Annotated in this window: 12 protein-coding genes and 1 pseudogene; 5 read left to right on the top strand and 8 right to left on the bottom strand. The window is 44.9% G+C overall.

Going from position 1 to position 16,587, the window contains the following annotated elements; all coding sequences use genetic code 11:
• Positions 1-33 precede the first annotated feature (33 nt).
• Both C4S39_RS07880 and C4S39_RS07875 read right to left on the bottom strand, forming a co-directional pair.
• Positions 34-1,338, bottom strand: coding sequence for a lysine N(6)-hydroxylase/L-ornithine N(5)-oxygenase family protein (locus C4S39_RS07880; RefSeq protein ID WP_258039350.1), 1,305 nt, complete (start codon positions 1,336-1,338; stop codon positions 34-36).
• Between the two features lie 7 nt (positions 1,339-1,345).
• Positions 1,346-2,452, bottom strand: a complete 1,107-nt coding sequence (locus C4S39_RS07875) for a GNAT family N-acetyltransferase (RefSeq protein WP_103966478.1) — start codon at positions 2,450-2,452, stop codon at positions 1,346-1,348.
• A gap of 296 nt (positions 2,453-2,748) precedes the next feature.
• On the opposite strand from C4S39_RS07875, the gene C4S39_RS07870 reads away from it, so the two are divergent.
• Together C4S39_RS07870 and C4S39_RS07865 are read left to right on the top strand one after the other, a co-directional pair.
• Positions 2,749-4,419: a cyclic peptide export ABC transporter gene (locus C4S39_RS07870; protein ID WP_103966477.1), complete on the top strand. Its 1,671-nt coding sequence runs from the start codon at positions 2,749-2,751 to the stop codon at positions 4,417-4,419.
• Positions 4,420-4,423: 4 nt separating this feature from the next.
• Positions 4,424-5,674 carry a PepSY-associated TM helix domain-containing protein gene (locus C4S39_RS07865; RefSeq protein WP_103966476.1) on the top strand — a complete coding sequence of 417 codons (1,251 nt, stop codon included), beginning with the start codon at positions 4,424-4,426 and terminating at the stop codon, positions 5,672-5,674.
• Positions 5,675-5,693: 19 nt separating this feature from the next.
• Here C4S39_RS07865 and C4S39_RS15775 read toward each other — a convergent pair.
• The 3 genes and pseudogenes from C4S39_RS15775 to C4S39_RS07855 form a co-directional block, all read right to left on the bottom strand.
• Positions 5,694-5,985: pseudogene (locus C4S39_RS15775) on the bottom strand (hypothetical protein); the annotation flags it as partial.
• A 216-nt stretch (positions 5,986-6,201) separates the two neighbouring features.
• A complete protein-coding gene (locus C4S39_RS07860) occupies positions 6,202-8,574 on the bottom strand; it encodes a hypothetical protein (protein WP_103966475.1) in 2,373 nt (790 codons plus the stop codon).
• A 140-nt stretch (positions 8,575-8,714) separates the two neighbouring features.
• Positions 8,715-9,422, bottom strand: coding sequence for a septal ring lytic transglycosylase RlpA family protein (locus C4S39_RS07855; RefSeq protein WP_103966474.1), 708 nt, complete (start codon positions 9,420-9,422; stop codon positions 8,715-8,717).
• 912 nt (positions 9,423-10,334) lie between these two features.
• On the opposite strand from C4S39_RS07855, the gene C4S39_RS15295 reads away from it, so the two are divergent.
• The 3 genes from C4S39_RS15295 (at position 10,335) to C4S39_RS07840 (ending at position 12,629) form a co-directional block, all read left to right on the top strand.
• Positions 10,335-11,318, top strand: coding sequence for a CHAD domain-containing protein (locus C4S39_RS15295; protein ID WP_181023786.1), 984 nt, complete (start codon positions 10,335-10,337; stop codon positions 11,316-11,318).
• Positions 11,315-12,067: a ParA family protein gene (locus C4S39_RS07845; protein WP_103966472.1), complete on the top strand. Its 753-nt coding sequence runs from the start codon at positions 11,315-11,317 to the stop codon at positions 12,065-12,067. The genes C4S39_RS15295 and C4S39_RS07845 overlap by 4 nt, the downstream gene beginning before the upstream one ends.
• Before the next feature lie 142 nt (positions 12,068-12,209).
• Positions 12,210-12,629, top strand: a complete 420-nt coding sequence (locus C4S39_RS07840; protein WP_103966471.1) for an NUDIX hydrolase — start codon at positions 12,210-12,212, stop codon at positions 12,627-12,629.
• Between the two features lie 139 nt (positions 12,630-12,768).
• On the opposite strand, the gene C4S39_RS07835 is transcribed toward C4S39_RS07840, so the two are convergent.
• Genes C4S39_RS07835 through C4S39_RS07825 form a run of 3 tightly spaced genes read right to left on the bottom strand, consistent with a single transcriptional unit; the run spans position 12,769 to position 16,572 of the window.
• Positions 12,769-15,891, bottom strand: coding sequence for a type I restriction endonuclease subunit R (locus tag C4S39_RS07835; protein ID WP_103966470.1), 3,123 nt, complete (start codon positions 15,889-15,891; stop codon positions 12,769-12,771).
• Positions 15,888-16,310 carry a putative toxin-antitoxin system toxin component, PIN family gene (locus C4S39_RS07830; RefSeq protein ID WP_103966469.1) on the bottom strand — a complete coding sequence of 141 codons (423 nt, stop codon included), beginning with the start codon at positions 16,308-16,310 and terminating at the stop codon, positions 15,888-15,890. The genes C4S39_RS07835 and C4S39_RS07830 overlap by 4 nt, the downstream gene beginning before the upstream one ends.
• Complete coding sequence (locus C4S39_RS07825) at positions 16,297-16,572, bottom strand: type II toxin-antitoxin system Phd/YefM family antitoxin (RefSeq protein WP_103966468.1); 276 nt, start codon at positions 16,570-16,572, stop codon at positions 16,297-16,299. Before C4S39_RS07825 ends, C4S39_RS07830 begins: the two co-directional genes overlap by 14 nt.
• Positions 16,573-16,587: the final 15 nt, after the last annotated feature.

The following is a 16,587-nucleotide window of genomic DNA, read 5'->3' as shown; positions in this document are numbered from 1 at the left end:
CAAAAAATTAGCTACTTATTTTTCATACACTAACTAAGCCAACGCGGAAGTTACTGTACGCTGAGGTTGTGTACTGTTTGATTGATTGATGATGTTCATCAATTCTTGTGCTATTTCATCAGTACGCACCGCTGTTACTGACAACAAGGTATCGCTTAAGCCATGGCTGCTCTCACAAGCACCTTGAAGAAAAATTGCCGGCTTAAATGACGGCACGCTGCTTATCCGGTATTGGCGATTAACTGAACAATCCTGCAAATAAGGCATGAGCGGCGCTAGTAACGATTTGTAATGATCGCGGTGATACCCTGTTGCCAATACCACCGCGTCATAGATTGAGGTTTTCTCGCAATCGTTATTCAAGTCCTGGAGAGTGAATTGAATCCCATCTGATTGGGCGATGGCTTTTCTGACTACATGGCGTCGTAAAAAACGATGCCGCTTTGTATCAGCAACTTTTTGCTGATACAACACGTTATAAATTTGTTCTATCAGAACCAGATCGGGTGCTGCATAGTTGGTATGCCAAAATTCACCGAGTATTCTTCCCCGCTCCTGTTCTGGGGTATTAAAAACAAAATTGGTAAAATCGGTATTAAAAATTTCATTGACAAATGGACTATCATCCGATGGTTTGATTGAACGGGCGCGCATGATCAAATCAATTTGCGTGGCGTGAGAACGATGATGTAAATCCATAAAAATTTCTGAGGCGCTCTGCCCTGCTCCAACTACAGCTATTTTTATGGCATGCGCATGCTGTTTAATCTGCTTCAGATAATCATTTGAATGAAAAACCCTCGGATCATCTTTTATTTGCACAAAACTTTCCGGAATCCTGGGTTGACCACCGATGCTGATCACCAGGCTTCGAGTTAATCGCTCATGAACAATTTGCCTTTTATCGCGGGACCGGACTCGCAACAATGAAATCTCACCACTGAATTTTTCCGGTAACACTTCAATCACCTCTTCACCATATGCGCAGCAATGATCAAAATGCCCCGCGGCCCACGCAAGATAATCATTAAATTCACGACGACTCGGAAAGAAAGTTTTCAGATTGATAAAATCCTGCAATCTGCTCTTCTCGTGTAAGTAATTGATAAATGTGAAATGACTGGCCGGATTGCGCATCGTGGCTAAATCTTTAAGAAAAGAGACCTGCATATGTGCGTTATCCAGCATCATGTTTGCATGCCACGCAAAACCGGGCTGCTTCTCAATAAAAAAGGACTCGGTGGGATAACCAGCCTGTTTTTTCTCTTCGAGCGTAATGGCAAGCGCTATATTGGACGGGCCAAAACCAATACCGATCAAATCAAAAATTTTCATCATGAAATCCTTAAGATAAGGCGACAGACTGGGGTAACGAAACGCGACGCGGCACCCATAGTTGTTCAGCAAAAAAACGTTTACGTGACAACATGCCAAGCATCGCGCGCTTGTGAGGAAAATCAAATTCCTTGATGCTTGCATAGCCGCACTGCGCAAGATTCCGTATCATCTTATGGTTATCAATGCGCGGCTCGATCACAACACGTTGTGTTCTATCATCATCAAGAAACAAATAATGCGAAATGGAGGGTAGCCAGGCTGTAACAAAAGGCTTGCCGCGCATATGCGGCTCCCCGATCAACACGTGCCAGCCACGATCAAAATCATTTGCATCGTAATGAGGAGAAATCCGGTCTTCCTGTGCCCAATAAATTTCGAAATAACCGAATGGCTCATCATCAAAACAACCCATCAAACCCATTGCATGAGGATCAACTTCGATGGCAGCAAGATAAGCATGATGTTTGGATAAATCCCCTTCTTCCTGCCAGAACTCCGCTACGACTGGATCATTCATCCAGCGGTTGAAGCAGCTCAGATCAGTTGCTGGATCGATTGCCCGGAAAATCAAGGTACGGCCCAACCACGAAATATACCGCTGATAAACTTTACCGATGGGTTTGGGCGGGCGAAGCGGATGGCTCCGCCCATGACTAACGACATAGTGAATGGGAAAAACCTGAACAGACGTTGAAAGACGCCATACTCTGGCTTGCTGCCAAAAAATATCTACATAAACAGAAATCTGATTATCCGCACCCTTAATCAAAACACCTGAATCAAATAACGCCTTGAGGTGGTCGCTTGGAATCAAAAGAGATAATTTTTTCTGATGCGGATAGTTCACCACCGAAGCCTCTATTGCCGCCAACAATTCAGTCGCTTCAGGATATTCATAAGAACAATCTGTCCATTCCAATCTTAATTGGTCAGATTGTTTATATAAATGCCAGACCGTTTCTCTCCCATTTTCATTTTCTTTCACGCGTAAAGTTTCATCTTCATACGTGACGCCATAGCAAATTTGATCCGGACGAGATATCAAGTGAACCGGAAGCGTCGCTTGCTCCACCAATAATTCACTCGACCGATCATTTAATTGAAACTGTTTCATTCATTTCCAATGAGAGATTATTTTTGTAATTTCTTTATCTGTTTTTGAAGACGAATGAGAAGTATTATTATTTATTATTTATTATTTTTGATGACCATTCCCCTCACTTTCAGTGACATCTCAATAAAATTAGAAAATGGCCATGCTATTGACAAATAGCGAGAAATGACCGGCCACAAATACTTCTTCAGTTAATCGTTAAGCTACCCAAAACTACCGCATACGTTAGCCCAAGAGAGTAAACATTTGCTTTCACCATTCGTCACTATTGATATCTTTTTCGAAATAGATAAACCATGTTGAAATATCTTATTAAACAATCCAAGCCTCTACTTTTAAGCGCGTCGATTGCCAGCATAGTGCATGGAATTTGCAGTGTTCTTCTGCTTGCACAAATCAGCGCCGCACTGACAACCGCCGAATCGGATAACGGAAAAATGGCACTCATATTCGCAGCAACAGCATCCTGCGTCATGGTAAGTTATGTGGTAGCTGCTATTTTATTTGAGCGATTAGGACAACGCGCACACGCCGAGCTTCGCGGTTTTATCGCAAAACGCGTCATTGTGGCCGATTACCGGCAACTCGAATTACTGGGCGCAGCGCGTATACAGTCCGCTCTTTCCGAACATTGCACCCGTGTAGCCGAATTTTTCGTTAGCTTTCCTGTAATTCTGACAAATGCCGTCGTAGTTGCCGGCTGCTTGGTTTACATGGCTTTTCTATCATGGCAGGTTTTCTTATTAGCGCTCCTTGTCATCGGATTTGGTTCGCTTGGATATCATCTTGCCCACCTTCGCGCCATACAGCACCTGGATATTGCCGCTGAGGAACAGGATAACTTATTCGCCTATTTTCGTTCACTCACGGACGGCGCAAAGGAATTACGTCTCAATCGAGGCAAGCGCACTGCTTTCTATAATGATGTACTCGGGCAATCAATCGAGAAAGTACGTAAAGAACGAACGCTTGGCATGTCCATTTTTGTGGCTTCAGCAGGCTGGGGGAATTTTCTGATTTATGCATTTATTGGCATGGTGCTGTTCATGCTGGTTGGCGACGTTCCCGATCGAACATTGATCATGACGGGATATGCGCTGGTATTTGTTTATATGTTGGGGCCGCTTGAAGCTCTGTTATTGAATATTCCCCGTGCAAATCTGGCACAAGTTTCGGCTGAGCGCATCGATGAAATTACGCGTTCCATGTCCTCTTCCGAATCGCAAACCCATAAAATTGAATTGCCACCACTGCAATCCATTAGGCTGGAGAGTGTGTTACACCGCTATTATCACGAACAGAAAGATGAAATGTTTACACTAGGTCCAATAGATTTGCAATTTCATCCTGGAGAAATTATTTTCCTGGTTGGAGGTAATGGCAGCGGCAAAACAACTTTAGCAAAATTGCTGGTAGGTCTTTATCCTCCGGAAGAAGGAAAGATCATCCTTAATGAAACAATTATCGATGATGTGAATCGTGATTATTACAGACAATTTTTTTCGACAATTTTTTCCGATTTCCATCTTTTTGATCGATTACTTGAAACAAACCATGAAACAGATTTGGATAAAAAAGGGAACGAACTTTTAACAAAATTGCATCTGCAGCATAAAGTAAAAGTTCAAGATGGCGCCTTTACCACGCTTACGTTATCGCAAGGACAACGCAAACGCCTGGCTCTTGCGATCACTTATCTTGAGAATCGCCCATTTCTGGTATTTGATGAATGGGCAGCTGATCAGGATCCTGTTTTTAAGGAAATCTTCTATCATGAATTGCTTCCCGAGTTACGTGCAATGGGCAAAACAATATTAGTGATTTCCCACGATGATCGTTATTTTCACTTGGCTGATCGTCTTATACGCATGGAAAACGGTCGTTTGACCCATATTAATGCACAACCATCAGAAACCGAATCTGAAACAATCACCTCATCGCTGATAACAGCCCATAGCGCAGCTTAACATTATGAAAAAATACATTGAATCTGCAATACCAGCTGCGATTGGGCAACAAGACACTCAATCCGGAAAATCCAGAATAGGTCGTCAGATTCTTACACTGCTACATCGCTGGGCCGGTCTTTTTCTGGCACTCTTCCTGTTTGTTTCAGGCCTAACCGGCGCAATCATCTCCTGGGATCATGAACTCGATGAATGGTTAAATCCGCAATTATTCGACAGACAGGGCCAGGAGGATCCTCTTCCTCCAACCATGCTTGCGGATCAACTTGAAGCAGCTGATCCCAGAATACTCATCACATGGCTACCGTTAACTATCGAGCCTGATCAGAACCTGGGGTTGGGTGTAACAGGGCGCATAGATCCGAGTACAGGCAGGGCATTTGATTTGAGGTTCAATCAAATCGCGCTGGACCCTGCGAGTGGAGAATTACGCGGCTCCCGCATGTGGGGAGAAATCTCGCTCGCTCGTGAAAATTTCATCCCCTTCCTGTATAAACTGCACTATAGCATGCATATTCCGGATGCTTTCGATATTGAATTAGGCATTGTACTAATGGGCATTTTAGCAATTGTGTGGTCCATCGATTGCTTCATTGCATTATGGATTTCATTTCCTAACTTTGAAGTCTGGCGAAAATCATTTGCTTTCCGCTGGCGGCAAGGCAATTATAAGCTGAATTTTGACCTGCACCGCTCCGGTGGAGTATGGCTATGGGGATTATTATTGATACTTGCCGTGACTGCAGTTTCGATGAATCTTAAACTTGAAATCACGCGCCCCATTGTTTCAATTTTTTCCACACTTGCCCCCGATCCCTTTGCAATACGTACCCCCAACCCACATGATGAGCCCATAGAACCCATGATCGGCCGTAACGAAATCATCGAATTGGCCAATACGGAATCCCAAAAAAGAAATTGGAGCACGCCGCCTGGAGGCATGTTTTATAATCCGGAATATGGTGTCTATGGCGTTACATTTCATGAACCGGGACAAGACCATGCAGAATTCGGCCTTGGTAATCCGTGGCTTTATTTCGACGGCCAGGATGGCTCTTTATTAGGAGAAAAAATACCTGGAACCGGAAGTGCAGGCGATATCTTTCTGGACGCTCAATTTCCGCTACACTCCGGCCGAATCCTTGGTCTGCCCGGACGCATCATGATCTCCGTGCTGGGATTACTCGTTGCTATGCTTTCAGTAACAGGCGTTATTATCTGGCAAAGAAAACGCTGGGCGCGCGCTCAAAAATGATCAACCCGAATCCTCCTGGTTAACCGGAATTGAAAACCAGCTGAAAGATAAGTGAATCGCCCCGGGTTTGAACTGACTCCCTTAGTTGCCGATAATATGCCATTTCAAATTCCACTGATGGAATATTTCCGATCGGCTCCAGTAACCGGTGATTGTTAAACCAATCTACCTATTCCAAGGTAGCACACTCCACATCGTCAATATTGCGCCAGGGGCCGCGATACCTTATGACCCCGGCTTGTATAATCCGTTAATTTTTCGGCCAGCGCATTGTCATAAGAATCTCCGGCACTGCCAACAGAAGCTTTTAAACTAAAACTCTCTACTGCAAGCCCCTATTAAAAATGGGAGGATTACCATAGCATGTAAAAACCCACTCGCCGCCTAATACAATAAGCTACATATTTGACAACACTCCTCAGTTTGTGGAATGAAAAGATTGGCGCAATCCCGAAAAAACTAGTTTTATAAAGATTGCGCCAATCTGCTCTCCATAAACTTGAAAAATCCCGTTAACGTGTATAAGTTCAGCGATTAACTGGCTTAGATGCTGGTGCAGTTAATATTGGTACTGATGTTGGCTGTATATCAGGTAAAACTTCTGAAAATTCTGCACTAGATTGTGGTTCATCTTTTGTAGCTGGCTTATGATCACTTGGAGCAGCATCTGATTGAGGCACGGCCGGAATATCTGTATCAGGTTTAACTTTATTTTCGATTGTTGCTTCACTTTTATTCGTTGAAAATTGCTTGCGTACTGTTTCCAGAACGTCGTGATTCAGGTAACCGCTATGCCAGAGATAAGCGATACTCCCTAACAGTAACAAAATAAAGAAATAAGACTTCCATGGACTTTTCTTTTCCGCATAAGGATCGGTGAGTGAACGCTGAGCGCCGGGTGGTAAGGTAGCCATTTGTGTCAGTGACGCACCAAACGGAATATTAATAATAGCGCGAGTATTGACAGCCCAGCCATTGCCATCCAGTAATGGAGCCAGGTTACGCTTACGTAGCTTGAGAAAAGCAAGGAGAACTGATGGACCAGAGATTAATAGGAATAATCCAACAATAGCCAATGGCATTTGCCACCAGATTAAACTGATAAAACCTGTTACGACGGCTGCGATCGCGGTGCCAATGGCTCCAATGGCCAGACCAATCGCCGCAAAAATCCCTGCGAACTTGCCGACGTCGAATGGAGCAGGAGGTGCTTTACCAGCTTCGGTAGCTTGTGCAGTGTTTGCGATACCTGATGTTGCCTGGTCTTGAACTGATTTCTCTCGCGCACTTGCCATTTTTTCGATTTGCTCTCCAATCATCTTGCCAATCCGCTTGTACGGATACCAGAAGGCTTGGCGCACGCTAATCGGGTGTTCGATAATTTTGACGATGGTCGCGTCCCAGTCCTGTCCTTTGCGGTCATAAAATACACCATTACGACCAACCATAAGATTATCCGCATCCCCATTGGTAAAAGCCGCAGCAATGCTCATTTTCTCATCGCCACCTCGGCGTTGACAATCACAATAGGCAAGGTAAGTGCCACTTAAATTGGCCATGCCGCTATGCTTATTGATATCCGTCACACGCAGGCAAAAATCACAGCTGCGGCCATCCAAATATAATGATCCTGCCTGAAATATGGCCTTGTGCTGAGCCGTATAAAAATCGCGGAACGATACAAAATTATTCAATAACTGAAAAAGATCGCGGTGGTAGCGAATCAATTTTTCAACAGAATTAATGGCATCCCATGCATAAGCAAGAGATTTATCCTTATGGATCAGAGACATGATTTTCTCTTGAAAGCCACCAGCCAGAATGGTGCGAATGCGTTTGATTCCTAACGATTCAACGATAGCCCCTCGTTTAACATCCAACCATGCTTGATGAGTTGAAAACTTATTGCACAATTGTTGCCATTCTTCACTACTCAGATTTTCTTTACTGCCCAGAAGCGGACTGATAACTTTATCTCTAAATTCAGTGATCGCATGTATCCACGCAGGATTAATTCCTGCGGCAAGCGGCAGCGGTTTATTCGCTTCAATTTTTGCTACAGGTAAGGAGACGACTTGTTCGGATTCAGCAGATAAATTTTTATTGGCCAGCGCTTCATATTCTGTGATTGCGGGATTGAGTGGCTCACCGGCCCGTTGATCGAATTCTGCAAGCCGACAACGCGTAAAATAATCGTCAATTTTGGCTTTGACGCTATCAAAAGCTTTCTTAGCAGCTTGAGTCTCTTCTCCTAACGGAAGAATGTTGGCTGCATGATGTTCGGCTAATTGCCACCATTCCGAATGAGCATTAGCTTCCGTAAAGAATTGAATGATCTTCTCTTCCGAAACACCGGCTAATCCCGAACGATCTTCTTCCGCACCTACACAAGTAATGATTTCTTCAATGACTGTTTGTGTATCAGCGTCGGTGGCTGCGCTGGACGGAATAATGCCGTCACCATTGAATTTTGTGCTCGCATAAATCTTATTCAAATCGGCAGTATCTTCAATTGAGATGGCAAGTTCATCGTTTTTGCCAATGTTCAGCAAAATTTGTCTTGCTGAAGCAAGCAACGCAGCTCCTTCTGGAGAACTATCATCAATAGAATTCAGGGGCAGGGTATCCGATCCATGAGTAAGATCTTCAGGATTTTTAAGCAATGATGTCGCCCAATTAGCGGCTGCAATAATTTCGGGTACACGGATATGACCATCAGCATCGGCATCGATGAATTCAAGTGTTTTGCTATCGAATTCAAGATTGCTAGTTGGGCAACTCAGTGCTGCCCAGAGCTTTGGATCAAGCTCACCGAGAGATTTTAAATCTCCTTCCGTTTCTAGGCGGACCTGATCAAAGCCACCGGAACGAAAAAAACGCCATTTATGTGAAGTATCCATAATTTCCTTTTTGTGATATCGGTTGATTAATAAATGTGATGCATCCACTGTTGAATCAAGCTAGCCCCAGACATGCCTCTTAGTGATAAAACGAATATATGCTAATTTCAATTATTGGGTGAACTGATTTTTTGAAAATTCTATTCACGACGTGATAAACAGGCTGTCACATGATTGCGATAGAAATTTTCGGTTAACCCAAGGATATCTGCTTCATTTTGACAAATTTTTAATCTCGATTGATTTTTTGCACTGCTCTCTTCGATGCGGGACGGTAATGTTTGAATTCTGGCTCTTGGTTGGGCACCGGATGGAAGTGATTCCACATCAAGCTGCACAGGCACGGTACCAGCAGAGCCAAAACCAAGTTGAATTGAGGCCTGCTTTGATAGGTTAATAATTCGGTCCCCACCGCCGCCCCAACGATCATTAATACGTACTATGGCTTGCTGCCTGGTTTTCAGATTAATCACCCGCACACTGCTGCCGATGGGTATTGTGCGATGAGCTGCTGTCAATTGCTCAGGGTCATAAGGTTCGCCACTTGCAGTGGTGCGCCCTTCCATATCATGGGCATAGTAAGTTGCGATGCCTGTTTCAGATGGCCACAGAGGCTTTTGTGCCGAGTCTTCTGTTTTTCCCTGGCTAATAACCGATGGGGCTGAAACTTTTGTTTGCTTAGGTTCGTTTAATATCTGCTCACGTGCTTCGAGTATTCGTTCAGTACTGTGATTAACCGCTATTTCATCGCCAGATAGTGGTGAAGGTAAAGTATCGCTCTGCCATGACGTTGTTGCGCATCCGCAGAGAAGTAAGGTGAGAAGACTGTAGATACACTTTATTTTCATGATATTACGATCGCTTATTGTTCGACGAATTCAAGTTTGAAGTGCAACTTTTGTAAGATTAGCAGAAGGCAAGCTGCGTTACCATTTAAACATCTCGAACGATCAAATAGAAGGAATACAGATGAGGCGCTATAAGCATACAAACCTGAAAAGATAATCCAAACTCTTTCTCGCCAGGTATTAATCACGCAACCATAGGAATTGTAACCAGCTAATTTCTAATAAAAAGAATCATCAGGTTGGAATAGTTACCTCTTATCTTAAAAACCGTTATCATCGTGGAAATGAATTTCCTGAATAGGATTACAACCTCAATTTGACTTCCATCCAAATTGAAACTGACAATGATATATAAGGACATTTAGAAATTAAAAAATGAATTCTTTACCGGTAAATACCTGGGAATTAAACGAGGCGATCAAGAACACCGACATCCTCACGGCAATATCATCTGAATTTGATACTGATGCTAATCCGGCTACAGCGTCGACGCTGCAATTTTACGATGATTTTGATGCTCATCTATGGCACGCGGGTTATTTGCTTTACCAAGTGGATAAGCAGAAGTTTCAACTCCTTGACCACTCTGGTTGCATTGACGAAGTAAAAGCAACAAGCGATGTTAGATTCTGGTGGGAATTTTCAGAGAGTCCGGTTAAGAATAAATTGCAAAAATTAATTGGTTTACGCGCAGTATTACCGATCGCATCTCTAAACTTGCTTGAAACGGATTTTTCACTGCGCAATGACAATCAAAAAATCGTGGTGAAGGGTCGTTTAACACAATCGGCGGTTGGCGGCAAAATTACCTGTTATTTCACACTCCAGGCATTGCGCGGGTATGCAAAATATTACACCAGCGCTGTACGGTTACTCAGACCTTGCATTAAAGCAAAAGTTAATGATTTCGGATTGAGATTTTTATTAATGGGGCAAGCTATCCATGCCCTTGAACCAAAACAATATAGTCTGCCGCCCTTGACCGAGGATATGCAAACAGAACCAGCGGTGCGAGCAATGGCTGTTGCGATGCTTGATCAGGCAAGACTTCATGTTGGCGGCGTAATTGCAGATACCGATACCGAGTTTTTGCATCAATTTCGAGTGAACATTCGAAAATTAAGATCATTAATCAGTCTGTTAAAAAAAGCATTGCCGGCAACAATGATTGATGCGCTAAGACCCAGACTCTCTTCAATTGCAAGCAAAACGAATAAGCTGCGGGATCTGGACGTATTTTTACTGGCCCAGGACAATTATCGTGCGATGTTGCCAGAAAATTTTGGAAGTGGCTTAACCGAGCTTTATAGTTTAATTAAGAAACAGCGTAAACAAGAAAAAAATAAAGTGGCGGGATATTTGTCTTCTGACAACTACAGGGCCGATCTGGCTATCTGTACCGCAGAATTATCCCAGCACTCCGCTTATCAGACACCAATGGCATCAACACCAGTATTGCAAGTGGTAAAAAAATTATTGTTAAAGCGCTATCATAAAATGCTGGCAATGAGTGCGGCTATTGATAGTCAGTCAGCCGATGAAAAAATTCATGAATTACGTATTGAATTTAAGAAGCTACGCTACTTGATCGAATTTTTTGCTGATTTATTACCAAAGAGACGTACAGGAAAAATAGCCGGTAAAATTAAAAAGATACAAACAATATTAGGTAACTACAATGATTATTGCATCCAAATAGAATTTTTAAGCAGCTATGTTGATGATACCCGGATCGAAATGTCTAAAGCGTTGAGTGGTTTGGTAGCAATCTTGCATCAAAAAAAATTAGAAGAGCGCCCTAAAGTTGAGAATGCATTAGCGGATTTTTTCACGGAAAACATGACCATTGAGTTTGATCTGGTATTTGAGGCGGCAAAAACAGGAGATTCAAAATGAAAGTGATTGCTTGCTATAGCATGAAGGGAGGTGTTGGAAAAACGGCTACTTCAGTCAATCTTGCCTATTGGGCTGCCAAATCCGGGGCAAAAACATTACTCATCGACTTGGATCCTCAGGGTGCATCGTCCTTTTATTTCAGAGTCCAACCATCCTCAAAGAAATGGGCTAAGCGCTTTTTTAAAGCTTATGAAAACCTGGTAAAACACATTAAAGCAAGTGACTTTGAAAATCTGGATATTATTCCGGCACACTTGAGTTTCCGTAACTTTGACACGCTACTGGCCGGTTTCAATAAACGCAAGAATCGTTTGAAACGCGTATTAAAAGGCTTCAACAAAGAATATGACTTAGTGGTATTGGATTGTCCTCCATCTATTAGCCATCTGTCGGAATCCATATTTATTGCATCCGATATGGTACTGGTTCCCGTTATACCCACTACGCTTTCAGAACGGACTTTTGAGCAACTGATGGCTTTTTTTAAGGATAATGATTATCCGCAAGATAAGATCATTCCTTTTTTCTCGATGGTTCAGGCGCAAAAATCTCTGCATAAAGCAACAATGGAAGCCATGTCTGCGAGATATAAAATATTTTTGAATACGGTCATTCCTTATTCATCGGATATCGAGAAAATGGGCGTGCACAAAGCACCTGTTGATACTTTTGCTAAGTCCAGGCAAGCTAGCTACGCCTATCACGAACTTTGGGAAGAGGTTTCAGAAACCGCCAAAAAGCTAGCATAAATGTAGCGCTTGAAATATGAAACCGGATCGGGAATTATGGGTTCGATATAACGATAGAATTCTATTTGATTTGTATTGATAGCTGTGGCTGATAATAAACGCTATCAAAACGCCCATCTAGCGGCAGAAAGTAAGCGGGGTTATGACTAGCAAGAAACAACATCATAAGAAAAAGCGCATCGCGGTAGTACCTGTCGTCATGAGCAAAACAAAGCTTAAGGTATATCTGATTACCAGCCGGCAGGAACGCCAATGGATTATCCCCACTGGGAAACTGGAGAAAAAACTCAGTAACCGGCAGGTAGCGGCACTGGAAGCGTTTGAAGAAGCCGGCATTCTCGGCAAGCTTGACAAACATTTCAGAGAACAGGTGTTACTGCAAAGCCCCAGTGGCAAGAACAAGCGTAAAACAACGATCTTTTTGCTCTACGTCAAACGTACATTGAAGTTCTGGCCGGAAATTCATGACCGCAAACGTAAGCTGGTAAGTTTGAAAAAATATTTAAAGTCAATTTCCAATAAAAAGCTAAAACGAAAATTAACAAAAAATATACATGCTTAGAATTTATGCCAAGCGCACCATTATTAACGAGGTCTTGCCTGAATTATTGGCACCAATCAACACAGTTTACGCGGTAATGAAATCTCAAGATTTTTAATGCCTCTAAAACCAGCAACCCGGATGGTATCAATAAGAATATTCACGGATGTCCTTCCGATTTTTCCCTAAGCGCCTCATAAAGTTGTGCCGGGCCGAGCAAAATATCCCGCAATCCGCTGCGCACTTTTTCTGACTCCAGGGCTTGTTTGCTCATGGTGCTATGGGCGGCCAAGGCATCCATAATGGCATTCATCAACTCGTTGGACAGGTCAGGCGAGTTGGCAAACTGCTGTTTGGTGTTGTTGGCAGCTTGCTGAACCAGTGTTTTCGATTCCAGCAACTTACCTTTGATGACATTGTTAACATAAATAAGCTGGTCGTCATCGGACAATTCACCTTCAAACAAATCGTTCACCCTGGCAATAATTTCCACCAGATATGCTGTTTCTTTTTCCCGAACTTGCCCGGTACCTGCGCCTTCCATTGGCATCAGTTTTGGATATTCGCCATCGACCAGGGCTAATGTCCGCTTTCCCTCAACTTTCAGGTTATGGTGCGTCAGCATGACCTTGGAGAGGTCAAGCCCTTCTCGTTCCCGTCCGAACTCCAGCAGTGGAATCAATCTTTTGTAGAAGATAAAACGTTTCTCAATGGCGGTGTTGCCATAATCGAATATCTGGGAAAGGAACGCATACATACGCTGGAATGCGCCCATATCATGTTTGAACAGGATAAGCGCGTTCATTTCGTTCTCGGCATCTTCGGCTGCTTTGCCATCTTCCCTGGCATTGGCCGCTTTCAGCTTTTCCTGAGCCGCTTTGTAACGATGCAAAATCCGGGCGACGACTGGCTCTACCGCTCCGGCCAGATCGCTTTGCCTGGCCTTCGGGTTAAACTCCACCTCAACCACACGATTGACCTCAAACTCATCATAAAAACCCGCCGCGTCCAGCTTCATGCGTAAATCATAAACCAGGTGCGGGTCGGTGACGTTGGCTAATTCTGCGGTTTCGTAATAGGCAAGGAAGGCGGTCAGAATTTCTTCCGGGTCATTCACGAAGTCCACCACATAAGTAGTATCTTTGCCCTGATGGGCGCGATTGAGGCGAGATAAGGTTTGCACCGCCGTAATGCCTGCCAGCCGTTTATCGACATACATCCCGCACAACAGGGGCTGATCGAATCCGGTTTGAAATTTGTTGGCAACCAGCAGGATTTGATAGTCTTCTGTATTGAAAGCCTCACGGATACCCTGCCCTTTCAGGTTCGGGTTCATGGTCCTGCTGGTTTCGCTGAACGGCTCGCTGCCTGACTGGCTATCGTTGACCTCACCGGAAAACGCCACCAGCGTGCCGATTTTGTAGCCTTGGGCTTTGATATAGACATCAATCGCCAGCCGCCAGCGCACCGCTTCAATGCGGCTTCCGACCACCACCATGGCTTTTGCTTTGCCATTCAGCAAAAGGGCTACATTTTCGCGGAAATGTTCGACCACCACCTGCACTTTCTGGCTGATATTGTAAGGATGCAGCCTGACCCAGCGCATAATGCCTTTCAGGGCTTCGTTACGCTCGACTTCTTTATCATCCAGTTCTTTGCCATCATGCGCGAGTTTGAACGCTAATTTATAAGGGGTATAGTTTTGCAGCACATCGAGGATGAAGCCTTCTTCAATGGCTTGCCGCATCGAATAGACATGAAACGGCGCAGGCAGATTGTCCGCACCGGCTGGCAAATCAGGATTGGGCAATCGTCCAAACAGTTCAAGGGTTTTGGCTTTGGGTGTCGCGGTAAAAGCCACATAGGTAATGCCGCTTTCCGCCGCCCTGTTTTCCATTTGCACGGCCAGTATGTCTTCGGTGCTGATTTCCCCGCCGTCGGCCAGTTCTTGCAATTCTTCCGCCGATAGCACGGCTTTCAGTTTGGCCGCAGCCTCTCCGGTTTGCGACGAATGCGCTTCATCCGCAATTACAGCAAAGCGCTTACCGTGCGTTGCAGCCAATTCCTGCACGGCCTTAAGCGCGAAAGGGAAAGTCTGGATGGTGCAAACCACAATTTTCTTGCCGCCGGACAGCGCCGCCGCCAATTCCGCACTTTTACTAGCGCCCTCCCCTTTGATCGTGGCGACCACGCCAGCGGTGCGCTCAAAATCGAAAATCGCTTCCTGTAACTGATCATCCAGCACAGTGCGGTCAGAAACCACCAACACGGTATCAAACAGTTTTTCATGGCCGGCATTGTGCAAATCGGCCAGAAAATGCGCCGACCATGCAATTGAATTGGTTTTGCCTGAGCCCGCCGAATGCTGGATCAGGTATTTACCGCCCGCGCCTTCCTGCAACACCGCCGCCAGCAGCTTGCGCGTTGCATCCAACTGATGAAAACGCGGGAAGATGATTTTCTTAATCTGTTTTTTCTCGTCCTTCTGCGTCACCAGATACCGGCCCAAAATCTCCAGCCAGCTATTCCGCGCCCAGATTTCTTCCCATAAATAAGCGGTGCGATACCCTTGTTCGTTGGGTGGATTGCCCGCCGCGCCGTTATCGCCCCGGTTGAATGGCAAAAAGCGCGTTGCTGCTCCTTCCAGCCGCGTGGTCATATGCACTTCGCTATTACTCACCGCGAAATGCACCAATGCGCCATTGGGGAAAGACAATAACGGTTCAGCACTGCCCTGCCCCTTCGGGCGCGGTTCGCGATCGAAGCGATATTGATCAATCGCATCCTCCACCGACTGAGTGAAGTTGGTTTTTAATTCCGACGTAGCAACCGGAATCCCGTTCAGAAACAAACCCAAATCAAGCGAATTCTCATTGTGCAGCGAATAGCGCAATTGCCGCACAACCCGCAGCCGATTAGCGGCGTATTTGACGAGAATATCCGGGTTCATAGCCAAGGCGGGTTTGAATTGGGCAAGCATGAGCGGTTGCCTAAGCCCAAGCAGTTCAATTCCGTGGCGTAAAACGTCTAACGTGCCGCGCTGGTTGAGTGAATCCCGCAACCGCCCCAGCAACACATCCGCCGCCTGTGCGCCGTGGTTCTTCACCAGTGCTTCCCATGCCTTCGGTTGGGTATCCTGCACCCAAGCCAGCACATCTGCCGGAAATAATGCCCGTGTGCGGTCATAGTTTGCCGCATCGCCTTGCGCAGTCAGCCAGCCGTTAGCGGCCAGATGATCACAGATTTCAACCTCGAAATTGATTTCCTTATGTAAATCGCTCATGACAAAAATCGGGCAGGGCTAACAATTGCAATTTCATGCCAAGGGTTCAGGATAAGCAAATCCTCATCGCTTGAAATCACAGTCTGTGCCGAACAATGCAATGCCAAAGCCAAAAACTTGTTGTCGCGAGAATCCCGGCATGGCGGTGTCAGGATTTTTTCCTCGTCAAGAGTGACCGGGAATAGAGCGCTTGCAGCATGATAAAGCTGTAAAAAACCCAGGCGGCTTTCCCGATCAACGTAACGATCAAACTTATCGGGCAACAAAACGTTTTCCAACTCAGCCAGCATAGCAGGCGAAACGCAAAGCGTTCCGGTTGCCAAGGCATAATTGAAGGCTTGCCTGGGAACTGACTGCGGTTTTAACAATGTACTGATCAACGTGCTGGTATCAATGACAATTCGTTTAGCGAAGCTCATTGACCAACTGCTTGACAGCTTCAACGGTTAAGGCATCCGCTTCCGGCGTTAATTTTTTATCGGTTTCAGCGAAAAAACTTTCGAAAGCCGCCACCGCTTTGGAACGCTGCTTACGGATTTCCATGAGTTCCTCCATATCCAGGCAGGAAACCATAAACGCCACAGGACGTCCACGGCGAGTAATGGTTATCGGTTCGCGTTGCGCTGTATCCAGCAATTCGCCAAAATGGTTTTGGGCTTCAACAGAGGTCATAGTACGCATGGTTTTTTCTCCAAT

Origin of the sequence: Nitrosomonas ureae, assembly GCF_900108305.1 — a bacterium.
In the GTDB taxonomy this organism is placed as follows: Bacteria; Pseudomonadota; Gammaproteobacteria; order Burkholderiales; family Nitrosomonadaceae; genus Nitrosomonas; species Nitrosomonas ureae_B.
Note: the sequence above shows the minus strand (reverse complement) of the source record. Positions and strands in the feature narration are given on the sequence as shown.